The organism is Gimesia algae, assembly GCF_007746795.1.
GTDB classification, from domain to species: domain Bacteria; phylum Planctomycetota; class Planctomycetia; order Planctomycetales; family Planctomycetaceae; genus Gimesia; species Gimesia algae.
In genome coordinates this window covers 4,510,486-4,530,663 of sequence record NZ_CP036343.1, presented here as the reverse complement: position 1 = coordinate 4,530,663, position 20,178 = coordinate 4,510,486, and the positions used below count along the sequence as shown (strand labels likewise).

General features: G+C 51.0%; 15 protein-coding genes. 12 read left to right on the top strand and 3 right to left on the bottom strand.

Going from position 1 to position 20,178, the window contains the following annotated elements; translation table 11 throughout:
• Positions 1-118 precede the first annotated feature (118 nt).
• The 8 genes from Pan161_RS16815 to Pan161_RS16780 all read left to right on the top strand — a co-directional run bounded on the left by Pan161_RS16815 (position 119) and on the right by Pan161_RS16780 (position 11,436).
• Positions 119-853 carry a sensor histidine kinase gene (locus tag Pan161_RS16815; RefSeq protein WP_145228989.1) on the top strand — a complete coding sequence of 245 codons (735 nt, stop codon included), beginning with the start codon at positions 119-121 and terminating at the stop codon, positions 851-853.
• Positions 854-1,016: 163 nt separating this feature from the next.
• Entirely contained in the window at positions 1,017-2,447 is a 1,431-nt protein-coding gene (locus Pan161_RS16810; RefSeq protein WP_145228987.1) for a sigma-54-dependent transcriptional regulator, read from the top strand.
• Between the two features lie 280 nt (positions 2,448-2,727).
• Positions 2,728-3,456 carry a TetR/AcrR family transcriptional regulator gene (locus tag Pan161_RS16805; RefSeq protein ID WP_197995364.1) on the top strand — a complete coding sequence of 243 codons (729 nt, stop codon included), beginning with the start codon at positions 2,728-2,730 and terminating at the stop codon, positions 3,454-3,456.
• A complete protein-coding gene (locus tag Pan161_RS16800; RefSeq protein WP_197995363.1) occupies positions 3,431-4,786 on the top strand; it encodes an efflux RND transporter periplasmic adaptor subunit in 1,356 nt (451 codons plus the stop codon). The genes Pan161_RS16805 and Pan161_RS16800 overlap by 26 nt, the downstream gene beginning before the upstream one ends.
• A gap of 62 nt (positions 4,787-4,848) precedes the next feature.
• Entirely contained in the window at positions 4,849-8,016 is a 3,168-nt protein-coding gene (locus Pan161_RS16795) for an efflux RND transporter permease subunit (RefSeq protein WP_145228979.1), read from the top strand.
• A 126-nt stretch (positions 8,017-8,142) separates the two neighbouring features.
• Entirely contained in the window at positions 8,143-8,862 is a 720-nt protein-coding gene (locus Pan161_RS16790; protein WP_145228977.1) for a hypothetical protein, read from the top strand.
• A gap of 25 nt (positions 8,863-8,887) precedes the next feature.
• Positions 8,888-9,985: a sialidase family protein gene (locus Pan161_RS16785; protein WP_145228975.1), complete on the top strand. Its 1,098-nt coding sequence runs from the start codon at positions 8,888-8,890 to the stop codon at positions 9,983-9,985.
• Between the two features lie 311 nt (positions 9,986-10,296).
• The gene (locus Pan161_RS16780) at positions 10,297-11,436 is read left to right on the top strand and encodes a DUF3179 domain-containing protein (RefSeq protein ID WP_145228973.1); all 1,140 of its coding nucleotides are present in this window, start codon (positions 10,297-10,299) and stop codon (positions 11,434-11,436) included.
• Between the two features lie 79 nt (positions 11,437-11,515).
• On the opposite strand, the gene Pan161_RS16775 is transcribed toward Pan161_RS16780, so the two are convergent.
• Entirely contained in the window at positions 11,516-12,838 is a 1,323-nt protein-coding gene (locus Pan161_RS16775; protein ID WP_145228971.1) for a PQQ-binding-like beta-propeller repeat protein, read from the bottom strand.
• A 748-nt stretch (positions 12,839-13,586) separates the two neighbouring features.
• On the opposite strand from Pan161_RS16775, the gene Pan161_RS16770 reads away from it, so the two are divergent.
• The 3 genes from Pan161_RS16770 (at position 13,587) to Pan161_RS16760 (ending at position 16,319) form a co-directional block, all read left to right on the top strand.
• On the top strand, positions 13,587-14,618 hold the full coding sequence (locus Pan161_RS16770; RefSeq protein ID WP_145228969.1) for a DUF1559 domain-containing protein: 1,032 nt from the start codon (positions 13,587-13,589) through the stop codon (positions 14,616-14,618).
• Positions 14,619-14,721: 103 nt separating this feature from the next.
• Complete coding sequence (locus Pan161_RS16765; protein ID WP_145228967.1) at positions 14,722-15,108, top strand: carboxypeptidase-like regulatory domain-containing protein; 387 nt, start codon at positions 14,722-14,724, stop codon at positions 15,106-15,108.
• Positions 15,109-15,329: 221 nt separating this feature from the next.
• The gene (locus Pan161_RS16760) at positions 15,330-16,319 is read left to right on the top strand and encodes a DUF1559 domain-containing protein (protein ID WP_145228965.1); all 990 of its coding nucleotides are present in this window, start codon (positions 15,330-15,332) and stop codon (positions 16,317-16,319) included.
• Between the two features lie 41 nt (positions 16,320-16,360).
• Here Pan161_RS16760 and Pan161_RS16755 read toward each other — a convergent pair whose 3' ends face one another.
• A complete protein-coding gene (locus Pan161_RS16755; RefSeq protein ID WP_197995362.1) occupies positions 16,361-17,707 on the bottom strand; it encodes a DUF1501 domain-containing protein in 1,347 nt (448 codons plus the stop codon).
• A 253-nt stretch (positions 17,708-17,960) separates the two neighbouring features.
• A complete protein-coding gene (locus tag Pan161_RS16750) occupies positions 17,961-18,248 on the bottom strand; it encodes a LexA family protein (RefSeq protein WP_145228963.1) in 288 nt (95 codons plus the stop codon).
• A gap of 472 nt (positions 18,249-18,720) precedes the next feature.
• Between Pan161_RS16750 and Pan161_RS16745 the strand changes: the two genes are divergently transcribed.
• Complete coding sequence (locus tag Pan161_RS16745; protein WP_232103281.1) at positions 18,721-20,169, top strand: DUF1501 domain-containing protein; 1,449 nt, start codon at positions 18,721-18,723, stop codon at positions 20,167-20,169.
• Positions 20,170-20,178 lie beyond the last annotated feature (9 nt).

Below are 20,178 nucleotides of genomic sequence, written 5' to 3'. Positions count from 1 at the left end.
AAAATAAAAAACGATGAAGGAGCTCGCCGTGAGATGACTTCATCGTTTTATTTTTATAGATATGGCTCTGGCAGTAGTTTGCCGGAGGCCTCTTTTCCTGGACGATCTGGAAAATTCTATGACAAGATCATCTGCAATAAACGAAAGTCCGTTGAGCGTTGAAGAACGTGAAAAGTTCGAGGCGCAGTATTCCGAAATCGCGACGCTGGCAGGGGGGCTGGCTCACGAAATCAAAAATCCACTTTCGACGATGAGTCTGAACCTGGAACTACTCACTGAAGATCTGGAAACACTGGACGTCCCTGCGAAACATCGGATGCTGAAGAAGGTGGAGAACGTCCAGAAGGAATGTAAACACTTGCAGGATATTCTGGATGCCTTCCTGCAGTTTGCCCGGGTGGGCAAACTGGCCTTGAGTTCTGCCAACCTGAATGACCTGGTGAGTGACTTTATCGATTTTTTCAGACCCCAGGCCCGCGATGCGTCGATCGAAATCAGCCCGCATTTCGACGCCGACCTGCCGCAGGTTCAGATAGATCAGGCATTGTTTCGGCAGGTGCTGATGAATCTGGCATTAAATGTGATTCAGGCAATGCCCGCTGGCGGTCTGATTGAACTGCAGACATCGCATAAAGATGGCATGGTCTATCTCGACATCATCGATAATGGAAAAGGCATCGATGAAAAAGTCAAATCACGTATTTTTGATACTTTCTTTTCCACAAAGCCGGGGGGCAATGGCCTGGGACTGCCGACGGTCAAAAAGATTATCGATGCACATCACGGGACAATTGAATGTGAAAGTGAACAGGGAAGAGGAACCCGTTTCACGATTTCATTTCCCGTTTGCTGAATTTTGACAACTCCCGGGAATTTATTTGTATTTCTGACTTGAATATGATGGGGACTGGCTGGTCCGGCAGAGATCTGTTCAAACCACGTTCGTAATATTCAACCAGTGTTCTTCGCGGGAAAGCGTTTTCCCAACCAATTTAGAAAGGTAGAGAGTCCGCTCAATGAGCTCGAAAGACGCCACGGAAACCGATCTGGAATCGATCGTCATTCGCGTATTAATTATTGATGACGATGAAGCCCATGCGCAGGCTGTTGCAGAAAGTCTGGAACGGGTTGGCTGCGATTGCAAAATTGCCACTTCCGGTGAACAGGGCGCCAAACTGATCGAAAGCGAAACGGCTGATATCGTGATTACGGACTTGCGCATGGATGGCGTAGATGGGTTGGCGATCCTGCGGACTGCGAAAGACGAACTGCCGGATGCAGAAGTCATCGTGTTGACCGGCCATGGATCCATCAACTCAGCAGTCACCGCGATGCAGCTGGGCGCATATACCTATCTGACTAAGCCCCTGGATATCAACGAGCTACGCAACGCGGTGGAGAAAGCATCCACACGAGTGCGACTGATGCGACGAAATGCAGAACTACACCGACGGTTGGATGAAAAATTTGGCTTTGAAGGTGTGATCGGTAATACGCCGCAGTTGCATAAGATTGTCGATAAGCTGAAAAACGTCGCTTCGACCAACAGTACCGTGCTGATTGAAGGGGAGAGTGGCACGGGGAAAGAACTGGTGGCTCGCGCGATTCATCAGAACAGCGAACGCAAAAGTAAGCCGTTCGTGCCCCTCAATATATCCGCGTTGCCAGACAGTATTCTGGAAAGCGAACTGTTTGGTCATGAGCAGGGGGCTTTTACCGGAGCGGTAGGCAAACGAATTGGAAAGTTCGAACATGCGAACGGAGGCACGCTGTTTCTGGATGAGGTCGGTGAGATGCCGATGCAGACGCAGATCAAACTGTTACGCGTCCTTGAGGATCGAAAAATAGCCCGTCTGGGAATGAACGAAGAGATTAGCCTGAATGTTCGACTGGTGGCAGCGACCAATGCGGATCTGCTGGAGATGGTAAAAAAAGGCACGTTTCGCCAGGATCTGTACTATAGACTCTCCGTCGTCAAAATCGAGTTGCCCCCTTTGCGCGAACGACGTGGAGACATACCACTGCTCACAGACCATTTTTTGAAAGAGCTGTCGTCGCAATATAATAAACCTTACGATGGTGTTTCGCGTGCCGCACGGCGTGCCCTGATGTCCTATGACTGGCCCGGTAATATTCGCCAGCTCAAAAATGCGGCCGAGCGAATGCTCGTGCTGGATACTGATGGAATTCTGGACCTGGATGACCTGCCTGAAGAAATTGTGCCAGTATCAGGACCCGAGGGGGACAGCAGTTATACTTCAGATCGTTCAGGCGCTGATTTCCTGATCGGACGCCCTTTCTCGGAGGTCGAGCGTTACTACATCGAACGCGCCCTTGACCTGGCAGATGGCAAACGGGAAGAAGCTGCCAAGATGCTGGGCATCGGAGAACGAACCCTGTATCGAAAGCTTAAGGAGTATCAGAAGCAGCGGGAAGAACAGACTTAGTCTGTCTTCGGCACGTTTGTCGTTTCCTGAGGTTGGAATATGGCGCAGCGTACGACTGCTTCTGACAGACACGCTTTTGCGAACCGATGCTGCCCTTTTAAATTCCGCTGGCATTTTCTTACATGTGTTGCATGTTAAATGTAACTTATGAAAGGAGATAGGGGCGTCATTATCTCAGGCCGACTGGCACATCTGAAGCCGAACCCCTGGTTTCCAACGATATGAATAATTTCGATTAATCTCTTGACAATTAATGACGATCCGTCAAAATGGTGGTGTTATGAGTACCCGAGAACGCAAACAACAAGAAAAGCAGGAACGCGAGGCGAAGATCCTGGAATGTGCGCGCCCGATGTTTATCGAAGGCGGGTATAACGGTTTGAATATGGACCGGCTCACGAGTCTGCTGGAATACTCAAAAGGAACAATTTATAACCATTTCTCCTGTAAAGAGGAGATTATCATTACTCTGGCGATTCAAACACTGGAAAAACGGTTGGCAATGTTTCAGAAGGCGTCTCTGTTTCAGGGAACTTCGCGTGAACGGATTGCCGCTATCGGCGCTGCTGCCGAGCTGTTTGTAAAAACCTATCCCGATCATTTTTGTGTCGAGCAGACGATTCGACTCGACTCTATCTGGGATAAAACTTCGGAAGAACGTCGCAAGCTGATGTCGAATTACGAACATCGCTGCATCGGAATCGTCGGTGGTATTGTGCGTGATGGTGTCTCTCGCGGCGATGTCCACCTGGGAGATTCGGCCACCCCTGAAGAGATTGTGTTCGGTCTCTGGTCGCTTTCTGTCGGCGGTTATTCAATCATCACAACCAGTAACTCGCTCAGTGAACTGGGCATTTCAGCACCCTATGAAATGCTACGCCGTAATTTTAATCGTTTTCTTGACGGAATTCAGTGGCAGCCACTCAGTTCCGAAGTGGACTATGATGCGGTTTATGATCGTGTCAGTCGGGAGGTGTTTGGAAATGAACTTCAGCAGAGCACTGTCTGAGTCGTTTTTTTTTGGAAACAAATTGACGTTTCGTCAAAAAATCGCATCCTACGGTAAGCGGTTCGTGTGGTCTGTTGCAGCGTTGCTGCTGGCAGTCTTCGTGGGGTTGTTCTGGGTGAAACCGCACCGCGTTTTTTCTACGGAAGTAACCGTGAATGAGAAAACGCAGGCTGGAATACCAGTGGATGTGATCGAACTGAAGCCCGTCCATTCGTTTTCCCGAAAACGAACCTACACCGGTAAGGTTACGGCGGCTCGTGTGAGTGAACTGGCATTCGAGCGAAGCGGTAAGCTGTTTGAAATTGTCGTTGATGAAGGGGATCAGGTACAGGAGGGGATGGTACTGGCCCAGTTGAATACGCGGCATCTCCAGGTAATGCGGTTAAAACTACAAGCCGAGCGTGCCGCTGCACAGGCAAAGCTGGACGAACTGGAAGCAGGGCCCCGCGTTCAAACGGTTGCAGTCGCGGAAGCAGAAGTCAGACGGCTGAACGCCCGACTCAAAAATCTGCAGGCAGATCACGACCGGAATCAAAAATTACTGAAACGTAATGCGATTACCAGTTCCGATTATGAAGCGTCTCAATATGACGTGGAACAGCAGCAGGCTCAACTTGATGCCGCGCGCAGTCGACTCTCGGAGTTGCAGGAAGGGACCCGTAAAGAGGAGATCGCAGCCCAGAAAGCAGTCGTCGCTAACCTGGATGCATCACTGGAAGATAACCGGGTTGATCTGGATGATACCGTGCTCAAAGCCCCCTTCAGTGGGCACATTTCAAAACGCTATGCCGATGAAGGGACTGTCATTTTCCCCAATGTGCCGCTGTTTCGCCTGGTGGAAGATCAACGGCTGGAAGCTCACATAGGGGTGCCCGTGGATATGGCAGTGAATCTCAAGCGGGGCAGCCAGCAGGAGGTCGGCCTGAACGGAAAAAATTATCAGTCAACACTGAAAGCGATACTGCCTGAGCTGGATCCGGTCACGCGAACACAGGAAGTGGTACTCTCACTCAGCGAGAAGGCAGCGAAACAATTGGTGCCCGGACAGGTCATTCGGATTGAAATCTCCGAACCAGTCGAAATGCAGGGATTCTGGCTGCCCCTCAGTTCCCTGGCACGGGGCGAGCGGGGACTCTGGTCTGCGTATGCCGTGATTGCAGGAAAAGAGGTAGGAGAAAATGTTCTGGAGAAACGCCAGGTGGAAGTATTACATACAGAAGACAACCGGGTGCTGGTACGTGGTACATTGAAAACCGGTGATCAGATTGTGGTAGATGGAATTCATAAATTGACGGGCCATCAGCGGGTGGTCATTCAAGACCGTCGTTGAGTTGAGATGACAGTGATACAAGTATCAATCGCGTCACGTTGATGGGGCAGGGGAATTTAATCATGCTGGAAGGATTATTTTATCGAAATCGGCGGTTACTTATCTTGCTGATCGCGCTGATCACCGTCGCCGGTCTCTCCAGTTTTTACGTGCTGCCTCGCATGGAAGACCCCGTATTGACGCAGCGGGTCGCGCGGGTCAATACCCGCTTCCCGGGAGCCGATGCGACGCGGGTAGAATCTCTGGTTTCCGAAAAGCTGGAAGAAGAACTGCGAGAGATTGATGAGATCAAGGAGCTGCGGACCATCTCCCGGACTGGTATGTCCTCTATGACAATTGAGCTTCGTGACGATATTTATAAAGTCGATGAAGTCTGGTCGCGAATCCGGGATAAAATTGATGATGCCCGGGTCGAATTTCCTGCAGGGGCAGAAGAACCCGATTTTGAAGAGCTGGAAGTCAAAGCCTACGCATTGATTGTGGCGCTGGTGTGGAATAATCCGAACGATGTGAACTATGCCGTGCTGCGTCGCTCTGCCAAACAACTGGAAGATCGTCTGCGGGCGATTTCCGGGACAGAAGACATTGATACATTCGGCGATCCGGATGAAGAGATCGTTGTGGAAGTCCAGCCTGATAAAATTGCTTCGCTGGGATTAAGTGTGAAAGATATCGCGAAGCAGGTGGAATCATCGGATGCCAAGTTAACTGCTGGCCAGTTGCGCGGTGCGAAAAGTGATTTGCTGATTGACGTCGATACCGAACTGGATTCCCTTTCACGGATTGCCAATACACCGGTGCAGTTCGGTTCGGAAGGCCATTCTGTGCAGTTGGGTGATATCGCGACGATTCGTAAAGGTGTCGCTTTGCCGTTGAGCAGTCTGGTGATCGCGGATGGCAAGCCTGCGGTCACGCTGGGGATGTTTGTGCGGGACAATGTGCGGATTGATCACTGGAGCCACGCAGCAAAAGCGGCGTTGGCCGAGTTCAAACAGTCGCTGGCAGACGATGTGAGCGTGCAGACTCTGTTCGATCAGAACCGCTATGTTGAGGCGCGTCTCAGCGGGCTCGTCTGGAACCTCGTGCTGGGGGGAATCGCGGTGATCGCGGTGATCGTGTTCATGATGGGCTGGCGAAATGCGCTGGTGGTGGGAACCGCATTGCCGTTATCCGCGTTCATGGTACTCGCAGGATTGCGTTTCCTGGATATCCCCATTCATCAGATGTCAGTCACCGGGTTGATTATCGCGCTGGGTTTGTTGATTGATAATGCAATTGTGGTGGTGGATGAAGTCCGGTCCAAATTACATACGGGGATGGCTCCCGATGACGCCGTGATTTCCACCGTGAAACATCTGGCAGTTCCTTTACTGGGATCAACTCTAACGACGGTGCTTGCTTTTGCACCGATCGCATTAATGCCCGGGCCCGCGGGTGAGTTCGTCGGTTCCATCGCCATCAGCGTGATTCTGGCGATTTGCAGTTCCTTCTTCCTGGCGATGACGGTCATCCCTGCCATTGCGGCTCTGTTTGCTGATAAGAATGAAGATCCGGCACATGCACACTGGTGGCAAGCAGGCTTCAGTCATGCTGGTCTGCGTGACATGTATCAGAAATCGCTGGATTTTCTATTCGCACGTCCGTTGCTGGGGGTGGCGCTGGGATGTCTGCTGCCGATCAGCGGCTTTATTGTCGCTGGTTCGCTGCCGGAGCAGTTCTTTCCACCTGCAGACCGCGATCAGGTCAATATTGAACTGGAGTTGAATGCACACGCGTCACTTGCTGAGACCCGGCAGACCATCGAAACGATCCGCCAGGTGGTACTGGAACATCCCCAGGTCAAGGGGATCGAATGGTTTCTGGGGGAAAGCGCACCACAGTTTTACTACAATATCGTTGCCAAGCGAGAAAATGCTTCAAATTATGCCCAGGCGCTCGTACAGCTGAACTCCGCGGAAGGAGGCCAGGCTCTGATTCATGCTCTGCAACGGGAACTGGACCAGAAAGTACCCCATTCGCGTGTGCTGGTGCGACAGCTGGAACAGGGGCCACCTTTCGACGCACCGATTGAAGTGCGCCTGTTCGGACCTGACCTGCATCAGCTCAGCCAGAGTGGAGATGAACTGCGGACGATATTGAGTCGTACGTCGAATGTACTGCATCACAAAGCGGAACTCGCAGATCCCCTTCCGAAACTGACATTGAAGATCGACGAAGAACAGGCACGACTGGCGGGACTGGATCATGCGGAAATCTCCAATCAGTTAAACGCAGCACTGGAAGGTTCCCTGGGGGGAAGTATCCTCGAAGAGACAGAAGAACTGCCTGTACGGATTCGCGTGCCTCAGGCGCGGCGAGGTTCGATCAATGAAATTGCTTCGTTGCAGTTGATCTCCAGTATCAAGACCGCTGACGGACAGCCGCAGTTTGTCCCCTTGACGGCGATTGCCGAAGTCAAAATGTCATCGGAAGTGGCAGCCATTTCTCATTTCAATGGGGAGCGGATGAATGAAGTGCAGGCTTATCTCAAAGCAGGGGTCCTGCCCGCGGAAGCACTGGCGGAATTTCAGTCAAAATTGAAGCAGGCGGGCTTTGAACTTCCGCCCGGTTATCGACTGGAATGGGGCGGAGAAGCATCCAAGCGAAATGATGCGGTCGGCAATCTGCTGGCGAATGTCGGCGTGTTGATGGTCCTGATGGTGGCGACGCTGGTATTGTCTTTCGCTTCGTTTCGCGTGGCGGCGCTGGTGGGGACTGTCGGTATGCTTTCGATTGGACTGGGGCTGGGGATGCTGTGGCTGTTTGATTTTCCCTTTGGTTTCATGGCGATTGTCGGATCGATGGGTCTGGCGGGGGTCGCGATTAACGATGCCATCGTCGTGCTGGCAGAACTGCGTGCCAACCCCGAAGCACGCAAGGGGAATCGTGTTGTCGTTCGCGATGTCGTTTTGCGATCGACGCGGCATGTGGTCGCGACTTCTCTGACAACGGTGGCTGGCTTTGCACCGCTGGTGATAGCCGGAGGCGGGTTCTGGCCTCCATTGGCGATCACGATTGCCGGGGGTGTAGGAGGCGCGACGCTGTTGGCGCTCTATTATATTCCCTCGGCTTACATTCTGGTGATGTGCCGTCAGTGTCCGCTCCGTGCCGTTGCTGACGAACCGGTCTCCCGGAAAGACGAATCCACGCTGATCTCCAGGCTCAAAGACAGTCTGCCGGCCCTGCGGTAAGTCGGTCTCAGTATCAATTTGACAGCGATTCCAAGAAAGTTGATCTCCCCGGTAAACTTACGGTCTGTTATATTGCTGCTCCAGCGCAGTATACGAGGGACACTTTTGAAGGGAGCCGGAATGAAGATGTTGCTGACAAGAATTGGTTTGACATTGTTCAGTCTCGTGATTATGAGTCCTGCTCAAGCTTGTTATTCTGAAGAACCAAACTCTGCCAGGGAACTGATTGTCTGGGGAAAACTTCAGGTCGGTTGCAATATTCAGGCTGGAATTTCAGTGACTCCGGTCAAAGAACGTTATCAGACCGGTGACCGTATCTGGGTCCATTATCACTTCCGGAACTGCAGTCAGCAAAAGATGGAAGCAACGCTTCCGAACAGGCTGCCGCCTTATCTCTGTAAATCATTTCTGGCCTGCGACGAACAGGGACATCCATTGGAGGTCAAACGAAATCCTGGCGGGGAAGCAGTGCTGGCGGGCGCGAAAGCGGCTGTGATCGCACCTGGGCAACGCAGTTCTACGAAGGGCTTTCGAATCACTTTAGCTGCGAGCAGCAAAACATCTAATTATGGACCACTGCCTGTTCGACAAGCATTGTCGACAATGTCTGCCGAACATCAAGCTGTTCTCGAGGAAGCAAAAAAACGTCCCTTGCCCGATTTTATCACTGCTGTGGAAATGAGTGGAACTCCAATTGTTCAGCACCAGAACCAATTATATTTGGGAGCTGTGGTTGTCGTGGGGCAGCAGAAAACAGTAAAATTGAAATCCACGATACCTGCACTCTTTCGTGGTTCCTCTTCAAAATATATCGAAACCGGGGAACTGATTTTACATTTCAAATAGCCGTTGATGCTTGATCGGGGTAAAGATGAGAACTGCCTTCTTGATCTTTCTGTCTGTTGCACTCACCTATTTCCTTGTCGACGAGTTGCCAGCTCAGAAATCCCCCGTTCTCAAACAGGTGGTCGCTGTGGAAAACGTCTGTGCCTGGCCGAATCTGACGCTGCTCCCGGACGGAACGATTATCGCAGTGTTTCACAATCAACCCAGTCACGGACAGCGGGAAGGGGACATCGACTGCTGGGCCAGCCCGGATGGAATCAAATGGAAGAAACGCAGCACAGTCACGCAGCATATACCGAACACCGTGCGGATGAATCATGCGACGGGACTGGCGAAGAATGGCGATCTGATTGTACTCTGTTCCGGCTGGAGCAATCTCAAACAGCCGGAGCGTCCCAAGCAGGCAGCCTTTCGGGATGCGATTCTGCGCAGCTGGGTGCTGCGGTCGAGCGATGGGGGGCGCAGCTGGACGAAATCGGAAGACTTCCCGGCAGCAGAAGCAGGCTGGTCTGAATTGATTCCTTTCGGTGACATCTGGGTGGGCGCTGATGGCGCGCTCCATGTCTCCTGCTACCAGGGCCAGTTTAAAGATCCCAGCCAGTCCACCAAAACCAAAGGCTGGAAATCATCGCATTTAACAAGTGACGATGATGGCCAGACCTGGAGTGTGGTCTCTGTCATTGGTCCTGCTCACAATGAAACCGATCTGTTTTACCTGGGAGATAAACGCTGGCTGGCGGCAGCCCGCATCGATAAAATGGAACTGATTCGCAGCAACGATAACGGAGTGACCTGGCAGCCGCCGCAACCTGTGACGGGACGCAATGAGATCAACGGCCATCTGGCGCGTTTGAAAGATGGCCGGTTACTGCTCAGTTATGGCATTCGCGTCAACGGACGGCGGGGCGTGTGTGCGAAGCTCAGCAGCGATGAGGGGCAGACCTGGAGCGAACCGATTCGGATTTCACACACAGCCGATGGCGGGGATTGCGGTTACCCATCCAGTGTTCAGAAGGAAAATGGCGAGATCGTGACAGCCTGGTATTCCAGCGATTCACCACAGCATACAGGATATCATCTCGGTGTGACTGTCTGGAACGCGCCTGACCCTGAATCGAATTAAGCTGGCGAGCGGGTTTGGCGGTTTTAGTCTGCCAGCGCAAGCAATTCTTTTGTTATCGGTTCAGAGCTTCTGTCTGACCAACTCATGGGCCGCTGTTCTGAGTCTGGTAAGTTAACTTTCCAAACGAACTCTTCACAAAAAAAATAAAAAACCTTATCCAAACTCATGGCATTTCTGTATGGTTTAGGCTTCAGTAAGTTTCTATTGCGAAGTTCTTCGCTGCGTTTTTCTACTTTCACTCTGAATGAGCTTATTTGATTGTATGTCGGGCCTCGAGATATGCAGTCGATCTACATAAGAAAGCGCCTGTTATGGATTCCTCTCATCTGAGTGAGGAAGTGACGGTTCAGGATCCGTCAAATACTTCTTTCCCGGCAGCTCCTGCCAGTGATAAACCATCACAGCCAGCATTACTGCTGATTGCTGTTTCAGGTCTGTTATTTGCCGGCTGGTACGCGTGGGTCAATCAGGTTTATTTTCTGTCGTTCTGGCATAATCGCCCGGTGGCGGCGTTGACGAATAAACCGGAGTTCAATGTGCAGGGCCTGATGTTGCCGAACCACGAAATTGTCAATGCACGGATTCCCAAAGATGGTATTCCCGCTTTAACAACCCCTGACTTTATCCAGAACAAAGATGCCACATTTATGAAATCACATGATCGCGTGGCGGGAGTCTGTCTGGAAGGCGAAGCCCGGGCCTACCCACTGAAGATCCTGGATTGGCATGAAGTGGTGAACGACCAGATTGGAGAGACTCCGTTTATCGTGACCTATTGCCCTTTGAGTGATTCGCTGGCGGTATATAACGGCCAGGGAACAGGCGGAAAGATTGAGTTCGGGATCTCTGGTTATCTTTTCAACAGTAATCAGTTGTTGTATGACCGTACCGGATCGGGGGAGACGGATGGGCTCTGGTCACAAATGATGTCTCAGGCTATCTGTGGTCCGCGGGTACAGGAAACGCTGATGCATCTGCCTGTCGAATTGACAGACTGGCAAGACTGGAAACAGCGCTACCCCGATACAAAGGTTCTTTCTCCGGAGACCGGGTTTCCATTTGAGTATCAGTCGACGGCTTACAAAGAATACCTGAGCAATGACAGCCTGATGTTTGAGGTCAACAGACAGGATCTCCGACTTCCGAAAAAAACACCTCTGCTTGGGATCTGGGTGGGAGATCAGAAGCGGGCATATCCGGTAACCGCTTATCAACATCTGACGGAGGCGACCGAGTGGGAAGAGGAACTTGAAGGCAAAAAATTCACACTGGCCTATCATCCCGAAGCAAAATCATTGCGCGTGGTAAAAGCAGAGTCAGGGCTCAACTGGATGTATGCCCTGTGGTTTGCCTGGTATGCTTTTTATCCCGATACCGAACTCTATCCCGCATCGGAATCTACCGTCACGACTGAAGCTGTAAAACCAGACATCAAAATTCTGGCAGACTAAGATTTTAACTGAAACCCGATCGCGAAAACCCTCTGGTCATGGTGCCTGCCTGACCAGAGGGAGGTACACGGCATCCGGTTTATTTCTTAAGATTGACGCGAACCAGTTCCTTGTCATTGCGGGCGAACAGCGACTGGTTGGCAAACGCCGGGTGGCTCCAGACGACGGAACGGCCGAAGGCTTCATTCGTTGGTTCCAGGACATGAAAACGGCTGATTTCTTTGTAACCTTTCGGTGTGAGGTCGGCGAGGATCAAATCCCCTTTTTCCGTGAACAGGAAAAAATGCTCATCATGTTTCACAATAAAAGCGGTCGCGTGGCGATCACGGCGGCCTGCATTTGTGACTTCTTTCGTAGACCAGCGGCGACTGCCGTCTTTCAGATTGACAGCGACAAAGTCTCCCGACTGAATATCACTGCCGTAAACAGTATCGCCTTCAATGTAGGGAGTGCTGTTGCAACAGAACAGGGCGGATCTCGGTTTCCCTTTCCAGACAACTTCTGCAGCAGGTTTTGTGTCTCCCGAAAGTTTGATCCAGGCGGCTTCGTCGCCGATGGCGGAGACATACAAGTAGTCTCCCTGTTGCCGGGGGACAGTGACCGACATCCCATAACCGGGTTTGAGGGGGAGCGACCAGAAGACTTTACCTGTCGCAGGATTCAAGGAGTTCAATGAACCTGGATGCCAGATAAGCAGTTGTTTTGTGCCATTATGGGTAATCAGGGTCGGAGGGCAGTATCCAGTTTCTGTATGATCCAGTGAGTGCCAGAGTTCTTCGCCGGTATCTTTATTAAAAGCGACGGCGATGGAATCTTTGCCGCCGCCCAGGCAGTACAACGTATCGCCATCGACCAGAGGGCTGGCGGCGTGGCCCCAGAAAGGTGATTTGGCCTGGTAGTCTTTCTGAAAATCTTTTTTCCAGATCAGCTTGCCTGTTTCAGCATCCAGACAGGTCAGGTTTCCCTCGGCTCCCAATGCATAGACTTTGCCAGCTGCGACTGTGGGAGTACAGCGCGGACCCGCTGCATAGGAAATATCGTAAGGGCGGTCATACTTGTATTCCCAGATGACTTTCCCTGTATCTGCGGACAGGCAGAGGATGCGTTCTTCGCCCTGCAGACGGGAAGCCCCCCCTGGATTATTCTCGACTTTCCCGGACTTTTTCAGATAGTCCATGACATAGACTTTGTCGTCAACCACCGCGGGGCCACTGTACCCTAATCCAACGGGGGCTCGCCATTCCACCTGTAGACCCGATTCAGGAAAGACATCGACAATCTCAGACGCCTTCCATTGACTCGAACGATCCGGGCCCAGCCATTGAGGCCAGTCTTCTGCAAAACCGGTTGACGATCCAATGAGCAGCATTGCAGTTACAACAGCGAGAATACGCGTCAGCATGGTTTGACGTTCCTTTTCCGGGCGGCGGCAATTGAAGTTCAATACTCCTGTGAAGTGATTCAGTCAGGAGTCTACAGTCACTTTAAATGTTGATTGATGAATAATCAACATCCCGATTATATCTTGAGCTGAGTGCGGACGTATAAAGATTGGGAAAAGAGTCTGTGATTCTGCTGGGAACTGCTCCGTTATGGATCTGGACATTTAGAAAACCGCGGTGAGTGATGATTTCAGGAATCATCACTTGAGATACGGAAAATCAGAAACTTTGCTATCGGGACACTGGGAAGGTGGTCAAATACTACATGATGGCCAGACGGTGTTAATAGGGAATTCACAAAACTATCTATCTGCTATCGCTTTACGCTGAAATGAGTAGCCATCTTGTACAGGTTGAGTTCTGGGTTGACCTTGGACGGATCAGTACTTATTAAGTTTTATTAAGTGCTGAATATTGAGTAAGTTAAGTCGTGCAGGGCGAATTATTTTGACAAATCAAAACTGATTGATTAAATAAGTGAACAGGGTTTGTAGAAAAATAGTGCATTTCTACCAGTGTCTCTGTCTGGTCGGTCATTTTGTCTGACTGTTTGAATCACATCTATCATCGCAGTCTTTTCTCATCGATCTTTTATGAGCACTTCAGGAACGGGGTTCGTTTCAATTTCCTCATGGGCTGGATGTTTATGAGGCAAACTATGTGTTTCTTTTTTTATTCAATTCTTTTTTAAACGTGCTGGAGAGTATTATGAAAAACAATACAGGTCATCGACAGAAAGCGGGATTTACGCTGATTGAGTTGCTGGTCGTGATTGCGATTATCGCGATCCTGATTGCCTTGCTGTTACCGGCTGTGCAATCGGCACGCGAAGCGGCGCGGCGGAGTACCTGCAAGAACAATCTGAAACAACTCGGACTGGGACTCCACAACTATCATGAAACACATGGTGCTTTCCCCCCCGGCTCAATTGTCACACTGACCAATGGTGGCAGTGGTAACACAGTGCGCTGGCGTGAGTGGATGGAAGCAGGGAATACCAGCGGAGTAGGAACGCATGGAACCAGCTGGATGCTCCAGATCTTACCCTTTGTTGATCAGGCAAATACATATAATAAATGGAATTTCAATACCAATGTGATGGGAAACCGGGCTGTTGCGGAAGTGGATATCCCCATCTTCTATTGTCCCTCACGTCGTAGCAAGGTTCGTAAGGTTGATGCAAAACTTCAACTGGATGAATCCCCCGGCTCCACGACAATCAATAATGCATTTGAAAAGGGGGGCACTGATTACGGCGGATGTAAAGGCGCCGGTAACGGATTCGGTGATGGTTTTTCCGGCACCGGGCATGAATCTTTAGGTGTGGGTGCCAGCGGTGAATGGATGGGAACACTCTCAGGAGGCCATCTGGGTATCTTCTATCCGAACGGTGATACGCAAATGCGTGACATCAAAGATGGAACCACCAATACCCTGATGACAGGGGAAATGCAGCGCTTACGCGGGAACGATGCCAGTCTGAGCCTCGACAGCTGGTCCGCCGGTGGGGTCGCCAACATTTTCGACACCGACACTGCCGGTAGCAGTTCCGAAAATGGCAGTGGTAATAACCAGGGCATCAATGGTGGTCAGTACGAAGCCCCTGGGAGCGACCATGAAGGGGGCGCTCATTTCGGTTTAGCCGACGGGTCCGTACGGTTCATCAGCGAAAATATTGATAACCGGACTTTCAACCGGATTGGTACCGCTGACGGCGATAAGATTCCTGGTGAATTTTAAATCAGGGATCGCTATCACACAAAGGCAGACAGGAGGAACTGGCTTCCTGTCTGCCTTCTTCCTGCAAACATGTCTTCAATATGATCTTAAGGATATTATCAGCATGCAACATATGCGAGTCGTCGGTTCTGTTGTCCTCTGTCTGGGATTACTGGTTAGTCTGTCAGCCTGCGGTGGCAGCGATGCACCACCGTTAGGGCAGGTGAAAGGCAAGGTGACATTGGATGGGGCACCATTGGCTGATGCCAACGTGACATTTATGCCAGAGACAATACGTGGTTCTTCCGGCACAACAGACAGTGATGGAAATTATGAATTAACTTATATACGTGATGAAAAGGGGGCGGCTATCGGGAACCATAAAGTGGTGATCAGCAAACTCGTTGATGAAAAAGAAACGATACCGCCAAATTACAGCGACGAAACGGAATTGACGGCAGTTGTCAAAGCCGGGCCAAATGAAATCAATTTTGATTTGACAGAAAATTAGCCAGGAGACTGCAAGACTGAATTCGAGTCATTATTCGCGCACTGTGGTTGAAACAACCACAGTGTCGTGGCTTGCTTCAGCCTGCACTCAGGTTTACTGTCGCGTCTTCAGAGGTATTGAAGCCACATAGAATCGCAGGAGAGACGCGCTGAAAAGTAATGCGCTCTGGATAATTCATTTCATACTATCTTCATTTCTATTATCTGATAAAGGGCCCTCTGATGCGCTATCGGAACAGAATACAGGGTTTTACTTTGATCGAGTTACTGGTGGTGATTGCCATTATCGCCATACTGATTGCACTTCTGCTGCCTGCAGTACAACAGGCACGGGAAGCGGCCCGCCGCAGTACCTGCAAAAATAATCTGAAACAGGTCAGCCTGGCGCTACACAATTACCATGAAATTCATGGCGTATTTCCCCCGGGAGCCATTGCGACAACGGCAACATCGACCGCATACAATGTCTGGGGTGATGCTGGGAATACCACTGGAGCCGGTCTGCATGGTACGAGCTGGATGCTGCAGATCCTCCCCCTGGTGGATCAGGCCAACATCTATAATCAATGGGATTTTAATACGAATGTGATTGGGAACCGGTCTGCTGCAGAAAATAATATCCCTGTGTTTTACTGTCCGACGCGGCGGAGTAAAGTCCGCAAAGTAGATGAGAAAATTACGATCGGAGAAAATCCGGGAACCAGTACGCCACCCTCCAATCGTTTTACAAAAGGAGGCTCTGATTACGGGGTCTGTATGGGAGGTGGGAACGGCTGGGCCGATGGAGACCTGATTCATCTCACACACCGTACGGATGCGTTGATTGGCACTTTTGGTGGAGGCACCGGTGCTTTTCTGGGAGTTTTTTCTGTCAACAGTGACACCGCGTTGCGTGATATCGATGATGGAGCTTCAAACACGATCATGAGCGGGGAAGTACAGAAATTGCACGGCTCAACCGCACCCAAAACAAGTCAGGATAGTTGGGCCGCTGGTGGCGTGGGAAACATGTTTGACACTGGAATATCAGGCGGTACCGCTGGCGGATTCAATAACAACTTCTATCAGTCTGCCGGCAGTGATCACACCGGGGGCGCTCACTTCGGTTTCGCTGATGGTTCCGTCCACTTTCTCAGTGAAAACATGAGTTCCCGAGTCTACCTGGAACTGGGAACGGCTGACGGAGGTGAAACAACAAAATTTGTCCCCTGACCGTTGACTGAGATCGGCCTGATATTCCGAGTTTGGGTAATCTATACCAGTTCGTGGATCGGGGTCTGTTCATCAATCAGGTACTGGGGACGACCATTGTTGTCTTCGATGGTTGTCGAGGCGACATCGATACCCAGATTGTGGTACAGGGTCGCAAAGACTTCCTGCATATGTACGGGACGGTCGACGGCTTCTTCGCCCAGGCGGTTCGTTGAACCGATGACCTGTCCGGTTTTCATACCGCCACCTGCCATGAGGGCAGCATGCACGCGCGGCCAATGATCGCGTCCCGCCTTCTTATTAATTTTAGGCGTGCGTCCAAATTCACCCCAGACCAGAACGGTGACATCTTTATCCATGCCTCGCTCATGCAGGTCTTCCACTAAAGCAGCGACTCCCTGATCGAGCAGGGGGATCACACTGCGGGCATAGCCAAAATTATTGCCGTGCCAGTCGAAATGGGCGAAGCTACAGGTCACGCAGCGTGCCCCCGCTTCTACCGCCCGGCGTGCCAGCAGAAAACGGGACATAATCGCCTGGTATCCCATTTCCAGCGGGTACTTCAAAACTTTGGGGTCGTCTTTCCCATAACGGGCCCGGACTTTGGGGTCTTCTTTTTCGAGGTTCAACGCCTCGACCAGTCGGGATGAGGAAAGAACTTCCAGTGCCTGCTTCGTGTAGCCATCGTATGTACCATCAGTCAGTTTTGTCTCTGAAACGCGGCGGAAGCGATCCAGGTTATTTAACAGACTGGCGCGCTCAGTGAGACGCGTATTGGAAATGGAGTTGAGCGTCATGTTCTCCATCACATCGCCGTCTGGACGAAACGGTGCATGTTCCAGTCCCAGGAAACCAGAACCTTTAATGTTCCAGGGGTTGTGCGCCATCGTGTGGGACAGGTCGATGTAAGAGGGAACCGTGGGATTGACCGGACCTTTGACTTTAGAGATTGCCGATCCGACGGAAGGCCAGCCCCCCTGTGGTTGTGCGCTGCGGAAATGATGACCGGTACAGCACTCGAACGAATCGTGGCGACCTTCCGCACCGACCAGTGAGCGAATGATCGAAAACTTATCCATCATACCGGCGACGCGCGGCATCAATTCGCTGATTTGAATCCCGGGCACGTTGGTGTTGATCGGTTTAAATTCACCACGAATTTCATCGGGGGCGTCCGGTTTTAAATCGAACATATCCTGATGGGGAGGACCGCCTGCCAGGAAAATCATAATAACTGCTTTATGGGAAGATCGTTTTCCGCTTTCTTCCTGCGCTTTCAAAATCTGAGGCAGAGAGAGCCCGCCCATGGCGAGACCGCCAATCTGCATGAAAGAACGTCGCGGCATCCGGTCGCATAATCGAATCGATTGATCTTCAATCCTGAGCATCTATTAAGAGCCTTCCGATAAGATGAAACAGTTTTTAACTCGAGGCTTAAAAAGGGCTTGTCTATTATATAAGCGTACCTGCATGAGACAGGTTTGAATAGAAGAATCGGCTAAAATGAAAGGAAAATTAAGAAATTATCGGGAGCCAGCTTCATTATTCCTGTCGTCATGAACTTAGACCCTGTCTGTACTCCTCATGGAGGAAACAGGCATCGACTACGGGAGACCAGAATTTCCCTGTTACACGGAGATTTCAGGATCTTTTTTTGAAGGCGACCCGGCGGTCTACGACGTCGCCACAAACGGCAAGTCGGTATTGATTGCTGTTTTCCACCAGGGTAATTCCACCTTGCGGAGAGGCGTTGCAGGTAATCCAGCCTTTGCCTTCCAGGGCGTGCAGGTATTGAGTGACCCGGTTGAGCGAGGGGATTTCAAATTCCGAGGCAATCTGTTCTGTGTTGGGAGCGTTACCCGAGCGATCAATTTCGCGGGTAATATAGTCCAGAATTTTCTGTTGTCGATCGGTCAGATACTGGTTCATTGGTTTCTCCTGTGCGCATCACGGTGCGCGTTGGGGGCGCAAACAGAGCCCACAATCATCCTTGAGAATCAGACCCGGATTCCAATACAGGTCTTAAGAAGAAAACAGCAAATTAAATTTTCAACGTGACTTCCTTCAGCGAGCCACACGCGGCCACCACCTAGTGAATGGGGAGGGAATCAGTTAGCAAAAAGCATATATACGGTATCGTCGATCGTCAATCAGAATTTGAAGTGTGTTTTCCTGATTTGATCTCATTCTGCTGAAATCACAGTTATTCAAGGCCTGAAAAAATTCAAATATGCCATCAGCTGCCGGTATGTCTGCGGTCAAAAAACTCATCCTCCACCGATACTTTATTTCAATTGGACTTTTACTCACTATCACATTAGATTATATTGATGTGAATATGTAAGGTACATTAAGATAACTGCTTACGCTTAACGTTTCGTCTCTTGAATTCAGGAGAGTCATGATGCCTGCGAATATTCCTGCCCACCATCCTGCCATGTCCCGCCGAACGGCATTGGAAGTGGGTTCGATCAGCCTGCTTGGTTTTGGAATGAACCATCTGGACGCGTTCCGCGCAGAAGCGGCAGCCCCTACCAAACTTCGAACCGCGAAGTCGTGTATCTTCATTTTTCTCTCGGGTGGCCTCTCGCAACACGAAAGTTTCGATTTGAAACCGGAGGCGAGTGCCGAGGTCCGCGGAGAGTTCAATCCGATCTCAACAAAAACTCCCGGCCTGCAGATTTCAGAACATCTGCCGATGCTGGCGAAACGGAGTCATCTCTGGTCGGTCTGTCGCACTCTTTCGCATGGTACGAATGAGCATTCGATGGGCCATCATATCATGCTCACCGGTCGCTCTGATGTGCCTGTTGGTTTTAATCCCAGCCGTCCGATGAATACCGATCATCCTTCGATTGCAGCAATCGCCGGTGATGTCATCCGTCCGCGTACGAACCTGCCGCCGGCGATCGTACTGCCAGATAAGATCATACACCGCACGGGGCGTGTCGTCCCGGGACAGTTTGCTGGCAGAATGGGTTCCAACCGTGATCCCTGGTTCATCGAAGCGTCGCCATTTCATGTGCAGTCTTACGGTGCGTTTCCGGAATATGCCTTCGACCATCAGCAACGGGGGGGCAGCGATAACCGGGTATTCCAGACCCCCCATTTGAAACTCTCTCAAGGCATGACCCAGAAACGCATGGGTAACCGGCTTGGTTTACTCAAGGAGTTGGGAAAGCAGCGTGAAGTCCTCGATATCGCCGGACAGGTTGAAAGCTTTGACCGTTATCGCAGCGCTGCCATTTCATTACTCAATGATGATAAAGTCCATAATGCGATGGATGTGACCCATGCAGATGATAAAGTTCAGGAACGTTACGGCAAGAATTCATTTGGCTGGTCTCTGTTGATGGCGCGACGTCTGGTGGAAACGGGCGTCAATCTGGTGCAGGTCAACATGGGGAATAATGAATCGTGGGATACACATGGCAATATTTTCCCACATCTTAAAGATAAACTGTTGCCACCGACCGACCGGGCCGTCTCCGCTTTACTGGATGATCTGGAGGCCAGCGGCCGGCTTAAAGATACGCTGGTGGTAATGTGCAGCGAATTCGGACGGACTCCCAAGATTTCTCAACTCGCGAAAGTTTATGCCCGACCAGGCCGCGATCACTGGGGGGCGACTCAGTCGGTCTTCTTTGCCGGCGGCGGTGTGAAAGGGGGGCGTGTGATTGGAACGACGGATAAAATTGGCGGCTTTCCCATCGATCAACCACAGAAACCGGAAAATTTTGCTGCAACCATTTATCGTGCGTTAGGACTTCCACAAACGGCCTATTGGCACGATGATGTCGACCGTCCGCACTTCATTTATGAAGGTGAGCCAATCGCTGGACTCACTTGATGCGCGACG

Bases quoted from the DNA above. Each gene is read 5' to 3' on its own strand.
- Pan161_RS16815 (WP_145228989.1), top strand. From the start codon at position 119: ATGACAAGATCATCTGCAATAAACGAAAGTCCGTTGAGCGTTGAAGAA.
- Pan161_RS16810 (WP_145228987.1), top strand. From the start codon at position 1,017: ATGAGCTCGAAAGACGCCACGGAAACCGATCTGGAATCGATCGTCATT.
- Pan161_RS16805 (WP_197995364.1), top strand. From the start codon at position 2,728: ATGAGTACCCGAGAACGCAAACAACAAGAAAAGCAGGAACGCGAGGCG.
- Pan161_RS16800 (WP_197995363.1), top strand. From the start codon at position 3,431: ATGAACTTCAGCAGAGCACTGTCTGAGTCGTTTTTTTTTGGAAACAAA.
- Pan161_RS16795 (WP_145228979.1), top strand. From the start codon at position 4,849: ATGCTGGAAGGATTATTTTATCGAAATCGGCGGTTACTTATCTTGCTG.
- Pan161_RS16790 (WP_145228977.1), top strand. From the start codon at position 8,143: ATGTTGCTGACAAGAATTGGTTTGACATTGTTCAGTCTCGTGATTATG.
- Pan161_RS16785 (WP_145228975.1), top strand. From the start codon at position 8,888: ATGAGAACTGCCTTCTTGATCTTTCTGTCTGTTGCACTCACCTATTTC.
- Pan161_RS16780 (WP_145228973.1), top strand. From the start codon at position 10,297: ATGGATTCCTCTCATCTGAGTGAGGAAGTGACGGTTCAGGATCCGTCA.
- Pan161_RS16775 (WP_145228971.1), bottom strand. From the start codon at position 12,838: ATGCTGACGCGTATTCTCGCTGTTGTAACTGCAATGCTGCTCATTGGA.
- Pan161_RS16770 (WP_145228969.1), top strand. From the start codon at position 13,587: ATGAAAAACAATACAGGTCATCGACAGAAAGCGGGATTTACGCTGATT.
- Pan161_RS16765 (WP_145228967.1), top strand. From the start codon at position 14,722: ATGCAACATATGCGAGTCGTCGGTTCTGTTGTCCTCTGTCTGGGATTA.
- Pan161_RS16760 (WP_145228965.1), top strand. From the start codon at position 15,330: ATGCGCTATCGGAACAGAATACAGGGTTTTACTTTGATCGAGTTACTG.
- Pan161_RS16755 (WP_197995362.1), bottom strand. From the start codon at position 17,707: ATGCTCAGGATTGAAGATCAATCGATTCGATTATGCGACCGGATGCCG.
- Pan161_RS16750 (WP_145228963.1), bottom strand. From the start codon at position 18,248: ATGAACCAGTATCTGACCGATCGACAACAGAAAATTCTGGACTATATT.
- Pan161_RS16745 (WP_232103281.1), top strand. From the start codon at position 18,721: ATGATGCCTGCGAATATTCCTGCCCACCATCCTGCCATGTCCCGCCGA.